10 protein-coding genes are annotated in these 16,868 nt (G+C 60.1%); 5 read left to right on the top strand and 5 right to left on the bottom strand.

Annotated elements, in window-relative coordinates; translation table 11 throughout:
• Nucleotides 1-256: 256 nt before the first annotated feature.
• Genes VFV96_12585 through VFV96_12565 form a run of 5 tightly spaced genes read left to right on the top strand, consistent with a single transcriptional unit; the run spans nucleotide 257 to nucleotide 6,533 of the window.
• Nucleotides 257-1,717 carry a sugar porter family MFS transporter gene (locus VFV96_12585; GenBank protein HEU5071235.1) on the top strand — a complete coding sequence of 487 codons (1,461 nt, stop codon included), beginning with the start codon at nucleotides 257-259 and terminating at the stop codon, nucleotides 1,715-1,717.
• A gap of 15 nt (nucleotides 1,718-1,732) precedes the next feature.
• Nucleotides 1,733-2,596, top strand: coding sequence for an SGNH/GDSL hydrolase family protein (locus VFV96_12580; protein HEU5071234.1), 864 nt, complete (start codon nucleotides 1,733-1,735; stop codon nucleotides 2,594-2,596).
• Nucleotides 2,597-2,598: 2 nt separating this feature from the next.
• Entirely contained in the window at nucleotides 2,599-6,072 is a 3,474-nt protein-coding gene (locus VFV96_12575; protein HEU5071233.1) for a discoidin domain-containing protein, read from the top strand.
• Nucleotides 6,073-6,104: 32 nt separating this feature from the next.
• On the top strand, nucleotides 6,105-6,314 hold the full coding sequence (locus VFV96_12570; protein ID HEU5071232.1) for a glycoside hydrolase family 88 protein: 210 nt from the start codon (nucleotides 6,105-6,107) through the stop codon (nucleotides 6,312-6,314).
• Between the two features lie 39 nt (nucleotides 6,315-6,353).
• Nucleotides 6,354-6,533: a hypothetical protein gene (locus tag VFV96_12565; GenBank protein HEU5071231.1), complete on the top strand. Its 180-nt coding sequence runs from the start codon at nucleotides 6,354-6,356 to the stop codon at nucleotides 6,531-6,533.
• A 147-nt stretch (nucleotides 6,534-6,680) separates the two neighbouring features.
• On the opposite strand, the gene VFV96_12560 is transcribed toward VFV96_12565, so the two are convergent.
• The 5 genes from VFV96_12560 to VFV96_12540 form a co-directional block, all read right to left on the bottom strand.
• Nucleotides 6,681-8,312 (bottom strand): right-handed parallel beta-helix repeat-containing protein, encoded by a 1,632-nt coding sequence (locus VFV96_12560; GenBank protein HEU5071230.1) that lies wholly within the window; start codon nucleotides 8,310-8,312, stop codon nucleotides 6,681-6,683.
• Between the two features lie 29 nt (nucleotides 8,313-8,341).
• Complete coding sequence (locus tag VFV96_12555; protein HEU5071229.1) at nucleotides 8,342-9,961, bottom strand: arylsulfatase; 1,620 nt, start codon at nucleotides 9,959-9,961, stop codon at nucleotides 8,342-8,344.
• Nucleotides 9,962-9,993: 32 nt separating this feature from the next.
• The gene (locus VFV96_12550) at nucleotides 9,994-11,529 is read right to left on the bottom strand and encodes a sulfatase (GenBank protein HEU5071228.1); all 1,536 of its coding nucleotides are present in this window, start codon (nucleotides 11,527-11,529) and stop codon (nucleotides 9,994-9,996) included.
• 42 nt (nucleotides 11,530-11,571) lie between these two features.
• Nucleotides 11,572-13,020: a sulfatase-like hydrolase/transferase gene (locus VFV96_12545; protein HEU5071227.1), complete on the bottom strand. Its 1,449-nt coding sequence runs from the start codon at nucleotides 13,018-13,020 to the stop codon at nucleotides 11,572-11,574.
• A gap of 157 nt (nucleotides 13,021-13,177) precedes the next feature.
• Nucleotides 13,178-16,804: a hypothetical protein gene (locus VFV96_12540; GenBank protein HEU5071226.1), complete on the bottom strand. Its 3,627-nt coding sequence runs from the start codon at nucleotides 16,802-16,804 to the stop codon at nucleotides 13,178-13,180.
• Nucleotides 16,805-16,868: the final 64 nt, after the last annotated feature.

Below are 16,868 nucleotides of genomic sequence, written 5' to 3'. Positions count from 1 at the left end.
TGACCTGCAACAACGCCAGGAAACCACCGCGCTGTTCCTGCAGGCACAGGCGCAGCTCGGCCTGGGCCGCCCGGCCGCCGCGCGGACGCTCCTCCACACCGTGCTCCAACGCGACCCCAACCACCCGCTCGCCGCGGACCTGATGTCTATTGTATGAAATCCTTTCAATCTGCAACAGTAGTGGTGGGTTCGCTCCAATTTGTGGAAAGTTTGGGCAAACTCAGTTCCGCAGCTACTGGTGGTTGAAAACGACTCTATGATTGCTGCTGCTCCCACAGCCCAAACTGTTCAAACCCGCGCGGAATTCAACCTGCGCTATATCTGGTTGACGTCCATGGTCGCCGCGCTCGGCGGTTTGCTGTTCGGCTGGGACTGGGTCGTCATCGGTGGAGCGAAGCCATTTTTCGAGCGCTACTTTCAATTGAACGATCCTGCGCTGGTAGGCTGGGCGAACAGTTGCGCGCTGCTTGGTTGTCTCGTGGGATCGTTGATCGCCGGCGCATTGAGCGACAAGTTCGGGCGCAAGCGGCTGCTGATCTTTTCGGCCCTGCTCTTTGCGGTGACCTCGATCGGCAACGGGCTGGCGCACAACTTCAATTTGTTCATCGCGTGGCGCATTATGGGCGGTGTCGCCATTGGGTTGGCCTCGAATCTTTCGCCCATGTATATCGCCGAGATTGCGCCCGCGCAGATGCGTGGACGGCTCGTGGCCATTAACCAGCTCACCATTGTCGTCGGTATTCTCGCGGCCCAGCTCATCAACTGGTGGCTGGTCCGCGATCTGGGCCATCAGATTTTGCAGGCCCTCGGACCGGATGCCGCGGTGGCGGCGAAGGATGAATTCATCCGCAATTCGTGGTTTGGTCGGTCCGGCTGGCGCTGGATGTTCGGTCTTACGGCTGCGCCGTCGGTCTTGTTTTTCCTGGGCATGTTGGTCGTGCCCGAAAGCCCGCGCTGGCTGGCCAAGAACGGACGGCGTGACCACGCCCGAGCCGTGCTCGAAAAGGTCGGCGGTCAGGGCTACGCCCGGGACGCGGTGGCGGAGATCGAATCCACGCTGGCCGGCGAGGGAATCCAGCACGTTCGCTTTCGCGATCTGCTTGAACCGAAGTTGACGAAGATGCTGGTGCTCGGTGTCGTGCTCGCGGTGTTTCAGCAATGGTGCGGGATCAACGTGATCTTCAACTACGCCGAGGAAATCTTCCGCGCGGCGGGTTACGACATTTCGGACGTGCTGAAGAACATCGCTTGGACCGGTTCGGTGAACATGGCGTTCACTTTCGTCGCGTTGGGCACGGTGGATCGCGGCGGGCGCCGGCCGCTGATGCTGATCGGCGCCGCCGGTCTGGCGGTGATCTACACGGGCATGGGCTGGTGTTATCACGCGCATGTCACTGGTCTGCCGATGCTCCTGCTCGTGCTGGCTGCGATCGGCTGTTACGCGATGTCGCTCGCGCCCGTGACCTGGGTGGTGATTTCCGAAATCTTCCCCAACCGCGTTAGGGGTGCGGCGATGTCCGTGGCGGTCAGTTCGCTGTGGATTGCGTGCTTTTTGCTGACCTACACGTTTCCAATTTTAAACCAGCAACTCGGTCCGGCGGGCACGTTCTGGCTCTATGCGGCGATTTGCGTGGCCGGGTTTGTGTTCATTCTCGCGAAACTGCCCGAGACCAAAGGCAAATCGCTTGAACGAATCGAGCGCGAACTGGTGGACTGAACTTCGCGCAAACTCATGAACTTCCCTATGGCGGCTGAGCTGAACCACGAAACACAAGAAGCACGCAAAAATGGGACGTGGACCCAGCCGTTCGAGTCCGGCGACGAGTTTGTTCGTCGCAACGCTGAGGTTGTCGGGCGGAACCGGTCTTTCTCACCGCGGTTCGCATATCTCACGAGTCTCGCGGTTTTGATTTTTACGGTGACCGTTTCGGCCGCACCAGCCGGCGTCGCGGAGTCGGCGAATTACTTGGCCAACGTCGTGGCGGAACTTGGACGGGAATGGCCGTCGAATCGCACGGTCAACATCGTCTGCCATGGCCACAGCGTGCCGGCGGGTTACGCGCAGACGCCGGAAGTGCGGATGTTGACGGCCTATCCCAATCGGCTGCACCGCGCATTATGCGGACGGTTCCCGCATGCGGTCATCAACGTCATCGTCACGGGCATCGGCGGCGAGAATTCCGAGAGCGGGGCAAAACGGTTCGAACGCGACGTGCTCGCGCTACGGCCCGACGTGGTGACGATTGACTACGCGTTGAACGACCGCGCCATCGGACTCAAACGCGCGGAGGCAGCCTGGCGTTCGATGATCACGAATGCGCTGGCTCACAATGTAAAAGTGATCCTGCTCACGCCAACACCCGCCACGACGGCGAAGCTGGATGATCCGAACGATCCCTTGAATCAGCACGCGGCGCAAATTCGGCGGCTGGCGGCGGAGTATCACGTCGCTTTGGTGGACAGCCTGGAAGCATTTCGTGCGAAGGTGAAAGCGGGCGTGCGACTCGAGGATTTGATGGCTCAGAGCAATCACCCGAACGGTCGCGGTCACGAGTTGGTGGCTGCGGAACTCTTAAAGTGGTTTCCGAAAGAATGAGGATGAAAACAACAATTCTTGCTGGTGTGCTTTGGCTCGGCTGGCTTGCCGCCAGCGGCGCGGCGGACGATTCGATCTCCCTGGCGGGCGGCTGGCGCTTTGCCCTGGACCGCGCTGATGCTGGTGTCCATGAGCGCTGGTTTGAGCGTGCATTGCCGGACCGCATCAAACTGCCCGGCTCGCTGCCCGGGCAAGGCATCGGTGATCCCGTGACCGTGGATACGAAGTGGATTGGCGGCATCGTGGACCGCTCATGGTTCACGGAACCGCAATATGCGAAATACCGCGAGCCGGGGAACGTGAAGGTGCCGTTCTGGCTGACGCCGGAAAAATATTACGCGGGCGCCGCCTGGTATCAGCGCGAGATTGAAATTCCGCCCGATTGGGCGGGCAAACGCGTTGTGCTTTCCCTTGAACGGCCGCATTGGGAGACGCGCGTCTGGTTGGATCACCAGTTGATCGGCACGAACAATTCCCTGGCCACGCCGCACGATTATGACCTTGGCTCGCTCGCCCCCGGCAGGCACACGCTCACAATCCGCGTGGACAACCGGCTGGTTGTGGACATCGGCGAGAACTCGCACAGCGTCAGCGATCACACGCAGGGCGATTGGAACGGCATCGTCGGCAAAATCGAACTGCGCGCGACGCCGCTGGTGTGGATCGCGGATTTGCAGATGTATCCAAACGCGGCGAAGAAATCGGTGACGGTAAAGGGGCGGATTGGAAACGAGGGCGGCACTTCTGGAACGGGAACTGTTGAGATCACGATCGCCCTCACCCCGACCCTCTCCCCCGGGGAGAGGGAGAATCCAACTCCTGTGTCTCGTGAACCTGCGACTTCGAGAACCTCCAACGACGGACGGAAAGAACTCCCTCTCCCAGCGGGAGAGAGTCGGGGTGATGGGGAACGGACCTGGAAAATTGATGTGACGTGGAACAACTCCGGCGGTTCGCTTGAAACCGAAATCCCGCTGGGCGCCGGCGCACAACTCTGGGACGGATTCCACCCGGCGCTCTACGAACTCACCGCAACACTCGTCACGGATCACGCAGCACGCAGCACACGCCGCGTCACCCTCGGTCTGCGGGATATTTCAACGGAAGGCACGCAATTCACCATCAACGGTCGCAAAACCTTCATTCGCGGCACGCTCGATTGCTGCATCTATCCCAAGACCGGCCATCTGCCCACCGACGTGGAATCATGGAAGCGGGTCATCAAAATCTGCAAGGCGCATGGATTGAATTTGATTCGGTTTCATTCGTGGTGTCCGCCCGAAGCGGCGTTCGAGGCGGCGGATGAACTGGGCTTCTACTTTCATGTCGAGGCGTCCTCATGGGCAAATCAGTCCACGACGCTGGGCGACGGCAAGCCCGTGGACGATTGGATTTACGCCGAGACGGATCGCATCTTGAAATATTATGGCAATCATCCGTCGTTCATCCTCATGCCTTACGGCAACGAGCCCGGCGGGAAAAATCATTCGGAGTATCTCGCGAAATGGGTGAATTACTACAAATCACTCGACCCACGCCGGCTTTGGACCAGCGGCGCCGGATGGCCGCAGATTCCCGAGAATCAATTCCACGTTACGCCCGATCCGCGTATCCAGCTTTGGGGCGCCGGGCTGAAATCGCGCCTCAATGCGAAGCCGCCGGAAACCACGACCGATTACCGTGATTACATCCAAAAGCGCAACGTGCCGGTCATCAGCCACGAGGTCGGGCAATGGTGCGTGTATCCCAATTTTGACGAGATGAAGAAATACACGGGCTATCTCAAGCCGCGAAACTTCGAGATTTTCCGCGATTCACTCGGAGCGCATCACATGGGCGACGAAGCGCGGCAATTTCTGCTGGCATCCGGCAAGCTCCAAACACTCTGTTACAAGGAGGACATCGAATCTGCGCTGCGCACGCCGGGCATGGGTGGGTTCGAGTTGCTCGACCTGCATGATTTTCCCGGTCAAGGCACGGCATTGGTGGGTGTGCTTGATCCGTTCTGGGAGGACAAGGGCTATGTGACAGCCGGGGAATACAGCCGCTTTTGCAACAGCACCGTGCCGCTCGCGCGATTGACCCAGCGCGTTTTTACGACGGACGAGACGCTCGAAGCCGATCTCGAACTGGCTCATTTTGGACCCGCGCCCATTCATGCCACAACTATCTGGAAGATTGTGGCGGCAGATGGAGAGGTGATCGCGCAGGGGGAATTTCCGGCCAAAGACCTTCCCATTGGCAATGGAATTGCGCTGGGACACATCCGTGCTCCACTCAAACGCGCGTCCGCCCCGCAGCAATGCAAACTCGTGGTGGCGGTCGAACAATCGGCTTCAGCTCACCAAACAATTTCGCCGGCCCGATATGAAAACGACTGGGACATCTGGATCTATCCGCCGAGGGTGACCGCTGCGGTTCCTGCCGACCTCACGGTGGTCAACGAATTGAGCGACGCGGCGCTCGCCAAACTCAACGCGGGCGGCAAGGTGCTGTTGCTTATCCCGCCGCAACGCGTCAAAAACGCCGAAAAGGCACCGGTAAAACTCGGATTCTCCAGCATTTTCTGGAACACCGCCTGGACGGGCCGGCAGGCACCGACGACGCTCGGAATTTTGTGCGATCCGAAGAGTCCCGCGCTGGCGGAGTTTCCGACTGAGTTTCACAGCAACTGGCAATGGTGGTATCTCGTGAGTTGCGCCGGGGCGATGATACTCGACGATCTGCCCGCGAAATTGCGTCCGACCGTGCAGGTGATTGACGACTGGGTGACGAACCGGAAACTTGGCCTGCTTTTTGAAGCGAAAGTCGGCGCGGGCAAACTCGCCGTGTGCAGCATTGATTTGGAGAACGACCTGGAAGCCGATCCTGTGCGGCGACAGTTCCGGCAAAGCCTGCTGGATTACCTGGAGAGTTCGCGCTTCAAGCCGCACCTCTCCATCACGCCCGAACAGGTGCGCGCTTTGATGACGTCCGCTGACAAGGCGCGCGGTTTGGCCGTCGCGTCCATTGAAGCAGACAGTGAGGAACTGGGTTACGAGGCCGCCAACATGATGGACCGCGACTCGAGCACGCTCTGGCACACGTCGTGGTCCGACGGGCTGAAGCCGCATCCGCATGAACTTCGGCTTCGGCTCATGGAACCCCTGACGCTGCGGGGCGTCACCGTGTTGCCGCGGCAGGACGGAAATCACAACGGCTGGATCAAGGATTACGAATGCTACGTCAGCGAGGACGGAACGAACTGGGGCGAGCCCGTGGCAACGGGGACGTTCAGCGCGGACGCCAAGTTGAAGACGGTGACCTTTGCCCGGCCAGTGAAAACGCGCTTCGTTCGTTTCGTTGCGCGGACCGGCTTTGGCGACGACCGGTTCACCTCGATGGCGGAGTTCAATGTGCTCGAAGAAGGCAAACCCGCGGGCGCGACCGATTCGACGGGCAGTGCCGATGCGGCAGGTGCGGGCCGGATTTTTTAAAGCGGAAAAGTCTGGGGCGGTTCCGATCACAATTGACGGTCGCGGGCCGCGGCAACGGCTGGGTCATGGGCGGTCTGGTTCGCGTGTTGCAATATCTTCCGGAAGATCATCCGTCGCGGGCCCGCTTCATCCAGCAGTTCCGCGAAATGGCCGACAAGGTTCTGGCCTGTCAGCAGCCGGATGGTTTGTGGCGCTCGAGTTTGCTGGACCCGGAAGATTATCCGCTGCCGGAAACGGTTTGAGCCCCGGCGCGAACAGCCTGGGCGGCGCTGACGCATTGCGTGAATGCCGACGGAAAACTGACGCATGTGCAACCGGTCGGCGCGGATCCGAAGAAGTTTGATCCTGAGCACACGGAAGTTTACGCCGTCGGCGCATTTTTGCTCGCTGGTAGTGAAGTGTATCAAATCCATCAGGCACCAAATGCCGTGCGGCTGATGGCGTTAATCGACCGACGTTAATGGCATTTGCATGCCGGCGTTGGTCTCGTTTTGAAGATGGTTGGGGCAACGCCCGTTGACCGGGCGCGAGATCCTTTCAAAATTCTTGCTGCCCGTCTGTGGCAATTTTCTGGCGGGAATAATTGCGCCGAATGCCAGGTGTTGCGGCTAGGGCAGTTCAATGGCGCCCACGTCGGGCTGGCCTTGAATCGCATGGCCGAGGATGTCCTGGCCGGGATTCATTCCTCCTGCCAGCCCGATTTGATCATTGGGGATTCTGGGAATCGCGATGCCCCGGTCGCGGATCAAGTTCACATTCGCTGGCACGTAATCGTCCAACGTCAGGCCGCCGCCATTTTTGAACTCCGGGTCGCCAAGGATGGGGGAATTGTCCTGCACGGGCGCCACCGCCGGCCAGGTGTCTGGACGCAGAAACAGGTTGTTCTCAAACACGACCTCCGGAATGGAGTCCGGCCGGCTGGCATCCGGACGGTTTTGGTCGCCTGGCACCAACACGCTGGAACCTGCGAAGTAAAAAATATTGTTGGCAATCAGCACGCCGCGCGCGGTTGGCGTCACGGCAATTTTCGCGACAATATCCGGGCTGACGTAAATCGTGTTGTTGTAGAAGTAGGTGTTAAACGGTCCCTGTCTGGGGCTCTTGTCACCCGTGTAACCGCTCAGCCAGAAAGTTTTTCCCTCCTGAAAGGCACCGCCTTGGCCCTTGATGCGGTAACCGTCGTTGACGCTCACGTTGTAGCGATAGGCGCAGTTGTAATTGTTGCCGAGAATTTCGCAAAAGCCGCCCGCGTTGTGCGCGCTGAGGTTGTATTGGACGATGACGTTGCGGCAGTTGAAGTCGATGTGGACGCCGGCCGAGTCACCCGGGCCATTGGCATTCAGGAAGCGGCTCTTTTCGATTACGACGTCGCTGGATCCCCAGGTCCACAATCCGCTGCCGCGGCCCCAGTTTCGGGTGTCGTTCGTGCTGCCGCTGTGGTTGACCTCCAACTGGCTGAAGTGCCCGCCGCTTACTCCGGACATTTGCACACCCGGCCCACCGGTGTTGGCGATGCGGAGGCCTTGAACGGTCACGTTTCGGAGGCCGTTGCCCGGAGCGGTCAACTTGAGTCCCGTGTGGCTGACGTTTGCGATGCGGCAATCGTGGATGGTGATGTCCTGCATGACGGCTGCGGGCGAACTGCTGATGAAGCGGATGCCCCAGCCGTAGTTCTGGGTGCCGTTGGCGCTTCGCACCTCTTCGGGATTGCGGCGGAAACCCGGTTCTTCAAAGAACACATTTTCGACCACGAGGTTGGAAAGAGTGAAGCCGCCATAAACGCCGGGCCGGTCCGCCTGGACCAAAACCCCGCAACGCATGGCGGCCTTTCCGGATGGTGCCGCGGGGTCCATGCCGCCGCCGTTTCCGGTGATGCCGAGGTTCGCCAGCGTGACATGTGAGCAATTCTTCAAAAGCACTCCGGCGGCGTGCCCTTTGGCATCAATGCGCGCCATCGCGTCGCTACCTTTGTCAGCGGCTGGATAACTGGAGATGACGATGGGCTGAGTGTCAGAGCCGCTCAGCCCTTTAAGGCGCAACTGTCCGGCGAAGGTCTGTCCTGCCGCCAGGAGCAAATGATCCCCCGCCTGGAGCAGAAGCGTTTCTGCTCGAGCCAGTGTCCGGAACGCAGCCTTTGGGCTGGTGCCGGAGTTGGCGTCATCACCCAGCCCCGGATCGACGTAGTAATTGACTCCGGCGTGGCCCAGCGCCGCGCCCAGCCAAACGCATGCTACCAGCATGCCCCTGCGCCAGAATGAAACGCCGCCCCTCATTTTGCCGTCCGATTCTTGATTGCCGCGAGCCGGGTGCGCATCTCGGCCGCCTTTTTCGGAAACTGACTGATGACGTTGGTCTGTTCGTCGGGATCCTTGACGAGGTTGAACAGCAACGGATGAGTGATGCGCGCCTCCACAAAACGGTTGTCACTTGGATTGGCCCCGCTGCCCATGCCGCTCGCTTTGGCCTTGGCGTTGGCGGGAACATATTTCCAATCGCCCCAGCGCAGCGCCAATGTGTCCGAAATGCCATGCAGCACGGTGTCCTGCCGCAGATTCTTCGTCGTCTGACCCAGCAGCACGGCGGATAAATCGAGGCTGTCCGGCGCGATGGAAGACGGAACTTTTTGTCCCACTATGCCTGCCAATGTGGCCATGAAATCTACCAGGTTGAACAGTTGATCGGTCACGCGCGGCTTGATTTGCTCCGGCCACCGCGCAATCAACGGCACGCGGCAACCACCTTCAAACACCAGATATTTCCAGCCGCGCAGCCCGGCGGTGGGTTCATGGCCGTTCAACTGTTCCCTGGCATGGTCATAGTAACCATCAAACAGCACCGGGCCGTTGTCGCTGGTCAGAATGACGAGCGTGTTCGTCGTAAGATTTAACCGGTCGAGCGCCTTCATGATTTCGCCCGTTTCCCAGTCAATTTGCTCAATCACATCGCCGCGCAGCCCGGCCTGGCTTTTGCCGACAAACGGTGATTCGGCCACGCGCGGCACGTGCGGCTCGAACAGGCCGATTTCGAGAAAGAACGGACCGTCCTTGTGCTGTTCGAGATAAGCCACGGATTTCGCCACGACGGTCTTCGCCAAGTCTTCGTCCTTGAACCGCGCCGCGTGGCCGCCGCGCATATAACCGATGCGGCTGATGCCGTTGACGATGGTGCCGGAATGCTGTTTGTCCGCGCCGTAGTGCGTGAGCAAGTCGGGACGTTCCATGGCATCCATGCCGGTGGAGTCGTCACTGATGTTGGTGACGTAACTCACTGTGATCGGGTCCACCGGGTCGAGGCCGACAACCTGGTGATTCTGAATCCACACGCTCGGCACGCGGTCCACGGTGGCGGGAATGATGTGGGAATAATCAAAGCCCACTTCGAGCGGACCGGGTTTGATTTCGTTGTTAAAATTCACCGGCGTCTGGCCGTCACCCAAGCCGAGATGCCATTTGCCGACAATGCCGGTGTAGTAGCCCGCGCGGCGCAGCATTTCCGGCAGCGTCAAGCGCCCCACGTCAATGCACAACGGCGCGTCGCCATCGAGAATGCTGTTCTTCTTGTCCTTCTGGCGCCAGGCGTATTCACCGGTCAGCAGCGAAAACCGCGACGGCGTGCAGGTCGAGGACGGCGCGTAACCTTGGGTGAAGCGCACGCCTTCCGAGGCGAGCCGGTCCACGTTGGGCGTTTGGATTTTTGTCGCTCCGTAGCAACCGAGGTCGCCATAGCCCAAATCGTCGGCCACGATGAGCACGATGTTGGGCTTGGAGTTGCCGATGGGCACGGGCGCGGCGGTTGCCGCCGGAGCGAGACCCGGCAGGGAAAACCAGGCGACCAGCACACAGCCCAAGCGGCGCGCATTTTTTGGGAACAATGACTTCTTCGTGGTCATAAATTTGAGGTCTGGCAACACGTCAGGGAGAATCAGTCCTTCGTCGTCAGGCTTTTCCACCAGGTGGGATCCGGCTGCCAGTTCGGATCCAGAAATTCCGCGTGTTGTTTTTCCAGCCGCTCCTTGAGCTTCAGCGCCGCCGTGTGCTGTTGCACCGCCCAGGCCGGCTGGTAATCCGGATTGGGCTGCGGCAGCTTGGCGTTCGTTGCCTTCAACCACGCCGACAATTCCGACCACAGTTCCGCCGTGCGTTGCGGTTCGCTTTTGGCCAGATCCTGTCGTTCGCCAATGTCGGTGGCCAGGTCGTAAAGTTCGTTGTGGCCGTCCTCCCAGTAATGAATCAGCTTCCAATCCCCGTCGCGAACGATGGACGACGGTTCGCCGCCCTGATTGCCGTAATGCGGGTAATGCCAGAACAACGGTCGGGGCGTGATGCTGCCGCCATTTAACAACGGGACGAGGCTCACGCCGTCAATGACCTGTTTGGGCTGCACTTGGACATTGGCCAGTTGCAGCAGGGTCGGGAAGAAATCAATGCCGCTGACCGGCGTGGTGCAAGTGCTGCCAGGCTGGGTAACGCCGGGAGCGCGGATGTAAAATGGCACGCGGGTGCCGCCTTCCCATTGGCGTCCCTTGCCGCCGCGAAACGGAAATTCACACGAGCTGTAACTGTCGCCCGAAACCACGCCGCCATTGTCGCCGGTCAAAACCACAATGGTGTTGCTGGCCAGGCCGAGCTCGTCGAGCTTTTGCAGCACGCGTCCCACGGCGTTGTCCATGTTGGCAATCAGTCCCGCGTAAATCGGATTATCCTGCACGACGCGCACCGGCAAGGTGCGATCCATTTCAAAGCGTTCCCTGGGCTTGGGTTGCGCCGCCGCCTTCGCGCGAAATTTTTCCCAGAGCGGCTTGCTGGTTTCAATCGGCCCATGCACCGCGTAAAACGCGAGATAGGCCAGGAACGGTTTGTTCGTGCTTTGTTCGAGAAACGAAATCGTTTCGTCCGCCAGCCGCTGGGTCAAGGACTGGCCGCGCGGACCGTTGGGCAGATTGGGATTTTTCCACGGCGCATAATAACCACCCATCGGACTGCCGGCATCCCAACCGCCTTTGTTGATGTCGAAGCCGCGATCCTCCGGCCAGGCGCCTTTGCTGCCCAGATGCCATTTGCCGGCAAAGAACGTCACGTAACCCGCCTGCTTGAACGCATCGGCCAGCGTGGTGTCGTTCGCGGGCAGATTGCGAGCGTAATCGGGAACGAGCAACGGGGTGTGGCGTTCGCGGGCAAATTTTGCGCCTGCATCTTCGCCGACCCAGTCGGTGATGCCGTGGCGCGTGGTGTATTGGCCGAGCAAAATACTCGCGCGCGAAGGACTGCACACACAGCACGCCGCGTAGCCTTGGGTGAACCGCATGCCGCTGCGGGCCAGCGCATCAATGTTGGGCGTCTCGTAAAATTTGCTGCCTTCGATGCCCACGTCCTTGACGCCGTAGTCATCCACCAGAATGAAAAGAACGTTCGGTTTGTCGGCCAGGGCACGGTCGCCCAGACCCAAGCTCAGTGCCAAAAGGATCAGAGTAAAGAATGGGAATCTGTTGCGACGCACTTCCTAATCCTCCGCTGCTGTGGGTTTCTTTGGCAGGCCGCCGGCCTGCATCAGGCCGGGAAAGACCGGCGGCACCAGCTGACTGTTCCAGTCGGCGCGCCGTTTTTCCAGCTTTTCCACGACTGGCTGCATCCCGGAATCGTTCGCCAGGTTTTTTGATTCGCCAATGTCCCGGGAGAGGTTGAACAACTCCGGCGCGGCGCCGCGCTTGGGAATCACGAGTTTGTCATCGCCACTGCGAACGGCAAACGCGCCCTTGTCATACATCCGCAGATAAATTGTGTCGTGCGGCGCGCCGGATTTCTGGCCGGTGAGATACGGCAGCAAATTCACGCCGTCGAGCGGACGCACCGGATCGGTCGGCACGTTCACCAGCGCGGCCATCGTGGCAAAAATGTCCAGCGACAACACCGGCTGCTCATAAACTTTTCCGGCCGTCAAATGTCCCGGCCATTGCAACGCGAACGGCACGTGCCAGCCGCCCTCCCACGGACTGCCTTTGCCGCCGCGCAACGGGTGATTGTTGGACGCATTCGCGTCGGTCGGCCCGCCGTTGTCCGAGAGATAAAAGACAAGCGTGTTGTCGGCCAATCCCTGCTGGCGCAATGCCGCGAGCACGCGCCCGACGCCGTCGTCCACGGCGCTGATCATCGCCGCGTAAGTGCGGCGCTTGGGATTCTTGATGTTCGGAAACCGGCTCAAATATTTTTCCGTCGCCTCCAGCGGCGCGTGCGGCGCGTTGTAGGCGAGATAAAGAAAGAACGGTTTGTCTTTGTTCCGATCAATGAAACGCACGGCTTCATCGGAAAATTCATCGGTCAGATAATTCGTCGTCTTGACCGGCTCGTAATTGCGCAAGATCCAAAGCCGATAACTGTCGCTCTCGTTTGCATTTTTAGCCTCGCTGGTTTCTTTGAGCGTCAATTCTTCCGGCAGATACCGATGCCCGCCACCGAGAAAGCCGAAGAACTCATTGAACCCGCGCTTGAGCGGATGCAACGCCGGATGGCTGCCCAAATGCCATTTGCCAATGATGCCGCTGTGATAACCGACATGGCCCAGCGCGTCCGCCAGCGTGGTTTCGGTCAGCGGCAGGCCAGAATGAATGTTCTCCGGCTGCCATTGCGGATTGCGTTCGTGACCGAAACGCTCCTCGTAACGGCCGGTCAGCAGCCCGGCGCGACTGGGCGAGCACACGGAGTAGGAAACGTAACCATTGGAAAACCGCACGCCGTTGGCGGCGATGGAGTCCAGATTCGGCGTGGGAATGTCTTTGCAGCCGTTGAACCCAACGTCGTGATAACCCTGATCATCGGTCAGGATGATGATCAAATTCGGCTTGGCCGACGGACGATTCGCCGACGAAGCCGCGCCGTTGCCGACGGATTCAGCCGACGCCGTCAGCGCCAGCAAACTGCCCAGCAGGGCCGTGATGAGGACGTTGGTTTGCATGTCATTTTTAATCGCCTTAACCCATTGTAGGCCATGCTGATTTTAACGCCATCACATGACAATGTGATGCCGCGCCGACAGCAAATCGCGCCTGCGCCCGACAATAGACGGGCTTTGTGGCGCATGGTTTCATGGGAAACATGATTGGCCTTTTCCGTCACGGACTCAATAAAACGCGGTAAAACCGGCTGCGATAATTCGTAGTTCCAGCATCGCTCCAGACGAACGGCGGCGTGGCGTTCAGATTGGTAAACACCGTCTGCCAATCCGTCAGATTCGTCGAAGTTTGCAGGTAATAGTTCAGGCCGGCATTGCCGGAAACGGTGAGCTGAAAGTTTTGACCGCTGACCGCGAAGCTGTTCAGCACCGGCGGATTCGGCAGCACCGTCAACGTAAAGGTCGCGAAGCCGCGCGCGCCGGAGGCATCCGTCACCGTGAGCGTGATGTCGGCCGTGCCCGCCCAGCCGGCTTGCGGCGTGACGGTGACGGTGCGATTCGCGCCGCTGCCGCCGAAAACAAGGTTGCCCGGCGGGACCAGATTGTTGTTGGACGACGCCCCGCTCACCGTCAGAGAGCCCGCCGCCGTCGTGTCATCGCCCACGGTGAAAGCCATCGGCCCCGTGCTGGTGTTGACCTGGATGGTGCGATTGGTGAGGGCGGAAATCGTCGGCGGCGCGGTGCCGAGGCGCTGGGAATACATCGCCTGACCGGCGCTGCGCACGGCGGCGATCAATGGATAATACGGCGTGTCGCAAACGTCCACGAGGCCGTTGTTGTTGTCGCCGTCCGCATCGGAATTAAGAATGCCCGTCGTGCTGCGGTCCAGCATCTGAAACCAATGCGTGCCCACGATGCGCGAATTACCGATCGCGCTGTTGAAATGGCTGGTGTAGGAACTGGCGCGCTGGGCCTGGCTGGAAACGGTGTTCAGGCCGCCCCAGAACAAGCCGGTGTCCTTGGCGCAAATATTGTGTTCCGAGTTGAGCACCGGAATGTCCGCCTCCAATCCCGCCGGAATGCTGAACGTGCTCGCGTAGGAATTGACGCTCGCCACGTCCACGTAGTTCGTGCAGGCGCGCGCGGCGTCCGGATACGGCCCGGCAAAGCGGCAGCCGAGAAACAGATTGCTCGTGTAACTGTGAATGACCGTGCCGCAGGTGCGGAAGAATTGCTCGGCGTAATTGCGGTAAAACGCCGTCAAATCCGTGTCGCCGCTCGTGCCGCTCGGCAGTGTGGCACGCTGGTTCAGGAAATCGGTCCAGGACGCGTAGCTCGTGCCCCATTGGGCGTTGAGCGCGGCAATCGTGCCATACTTGCTCATGAGCTGGTCGCGCAACGCCGCTTTGGCGAACGACGTGTTCACGGCGGCCAAAGCCGTGCGCGCCACGTCTTTCTCGTCCGTAAAAAGCCCTTGGTTTGCCCACACCAATTCGTTGTTGATGTAAAATCCGAGGCACCAGGGATCGTTGCGTTCCGGCCCGCTCAGGACATTCGTCAGCGCCGTGGCAAACGCCGGATTGAAATAATCGGGCAGCCGGCTGTCGCCATTGATGTTGCCGACATACGGGTAAAACACACGAGCGTAAGGCGTGCGGCGAAGCAGATACGTGTCGCTGACAGTCCACGAACCGATTGTGTTCAAGCCCCAGCTCCGCAGGCGCGTCTGGTCCAAATCGCGCGTGAACCAATACCAGTTTGGGCCGTATTTCAGAAAGGCGTTGGCGGCGTAAAAATCCATCGTCAACGGATTGCTGCCATTGTAATACCCGCCGGAAACCGTGCTGCCCCACGGCGTCAGGAAGCCGGCGGTTGGATCGTCCGGCTGCGGCAGGTTGGCGAAATAATTTTCCCGGCCGGTCACCGCCGTGGGCACGCTCGGCGCGTTGACGCCGGTGACGTTGCTTCCATTCGGGGCGAGAAATTCAACCGTCGGGTCGCCCGGTTGCGGCAGGTTGGCGAAATAATTTTTCCGGCCCGTCACCGCCGTGGGCACGCTCGGCGCGTTGACGCCGGTGACGCCGTGCGACCAGAACAGGTGTCCATCCGGATCCACGAACCACCAGTCGCCCTGATATTTTTGCACGCGGAAAAACCCGGTGGCCGCGAGCTGTGGGCCGTTCAGCCAGCCGCCGTATTGGTCCCACTGATCGGAGCCGGGATGCGACGACAGATCCGCCGTCTCGTCCGCCGCGCGCTGTTGCAATTCGGCCAGCGAATGCACCTTGTTGGTCCAGTCCAGAAAGCGATACTGGCCGAACGCGTCCACGAACGGAAAAAATTCGCGCGGAAAATTGGTGCCGCCGATGGGCGAAGGCGGCAGGCCGCGCATGCCGACCAATGTTTGTTGGCCGGGTAAAGTCGCCAGCGCCGCCGACTGGACGGTCGCGGCCCAGTTGTTGCCGAAGCGAATTTCGTCAAATTCAGCCGCGCCGCTCGCATAGCCATGCGTCAGTTGCAGGCGGTCAAACGCGATGTTTAAATTGGTGAGTGTAACATCCGGCATCGGTTCCGCGCCGCTGGTCGAAGGGTTCAGCCAGAGCCGGACAGCGCCGTTGGCGCCGGCAAAATCGAAGCGCGCCACGACCAGATTTGCCGCGCCATTATTATTACCCAACGTCTGCGGCGCACCGTCGTAGGGAATCGTGATGGTGAGCGGATACGGATTCGTCGTGGCCAGTTGCACCATGAAGAACCGGTTGGTCCCGGAGTAATCGCCGATATACAGGCTGAAGTTGCCGCCCGGCGACTGGTTTGTGGACGCATAAACGAGAAACGCGAGGTAAAGCGGCGCGCCATCTCGCGACAGAGAAACCAAGCCATTCGTGTCGCAGTAATTTCCCAGCGGCCCGTTGTTACCCGCGAGCAAGGTCCGGCGGATGGCCGCGTTGTTGGTCACCATCACGTGGTTCTCGCCGTCCGCGCCGTAGCCGGAATAATTGAGACTGCCCGCCACCGCTTTGACCTGGCCGCCGTAACCCGTCCACGGCCCGTCAAAGCCGTAGCCCAGCGTGGCGTTGTTGATCAGCGAAACACCCGCCGCATAATTGCTCGCGGCAAAACCTTCCGAAGTGAACAGTCGCGGGGCCGCGGTGTCCGCCGCCGCGCCCACGATTTGAAATCCCGCAATCCACGCGCCCGAGCCGGCCAGTTCCGTCAAGGAGATGGTGACCGTGTCATTGGTGAGCAACGCGCCGTTGCCGAACACCGCGTATTGCGCGAGCGGATTATTGCCGCTGCCCAAATCCGTGGTCTGCGTGGTGGGATACAGTCCCGCCGCGAGCGCATTGGTGATTTCCGCGGTGCTGCTCGCGGAGCGAAAATAATTGGTCGTGGCGCCATCCGTGACCAACGCATTGGCGTTGTCCAGATAGCCCGCGAAATAAACGATGACTTTGCAGCCAAAGGGAAAATTGGCGTTTAGATTGGCCAGCGTGATGGTCGGCGAACTGCCGCCCACGTAAGTCGCCTTGCCCGCGCCGAGCGGCGTGCCGGCATACGCCGCGGAGCCGGACGCCCACAATGGCGTGCCGCCTGAAAGATTCACCGTGCTGTTCGTCCCGTTCGCCAGCGGCAGCGCATTGAAATTGTTTACCTGATTCAAGTTCAACCAGCCGGCCGCGACGCTGTCCTGGTTGGTCACGCCATAAACGCCGCTGACGGTCTGCGACGCGTATTGCATGAAGTTCACGCTGATGACGGCGGCGCTTGCGTCACTGGCCGAGCAAATCATCGCGAACGCCACAATCGCGGCAAAGAACCAGCGGGCCTCGGCCGCTTTCTGCACATGCTGTGAGCGGTGGGGGTAAATGCCAATCGAGGCGCTCTGCTCTGTCAGAGGCAGGATCAGT

The organism is Verrucomicrobiia bacterium (assembly GCA_035765895.1).
Lineage (GTDB): Bacteria > Verrucomicrobiota > Verrucomicrobiia > Limisphaerales > DSYF01 > DSYF01.
The sequence above is the reverse complement of the archived record's forward strand: the minus strand, read 5'-3'. Positions and strand labels throughout refer to the sequence as shown.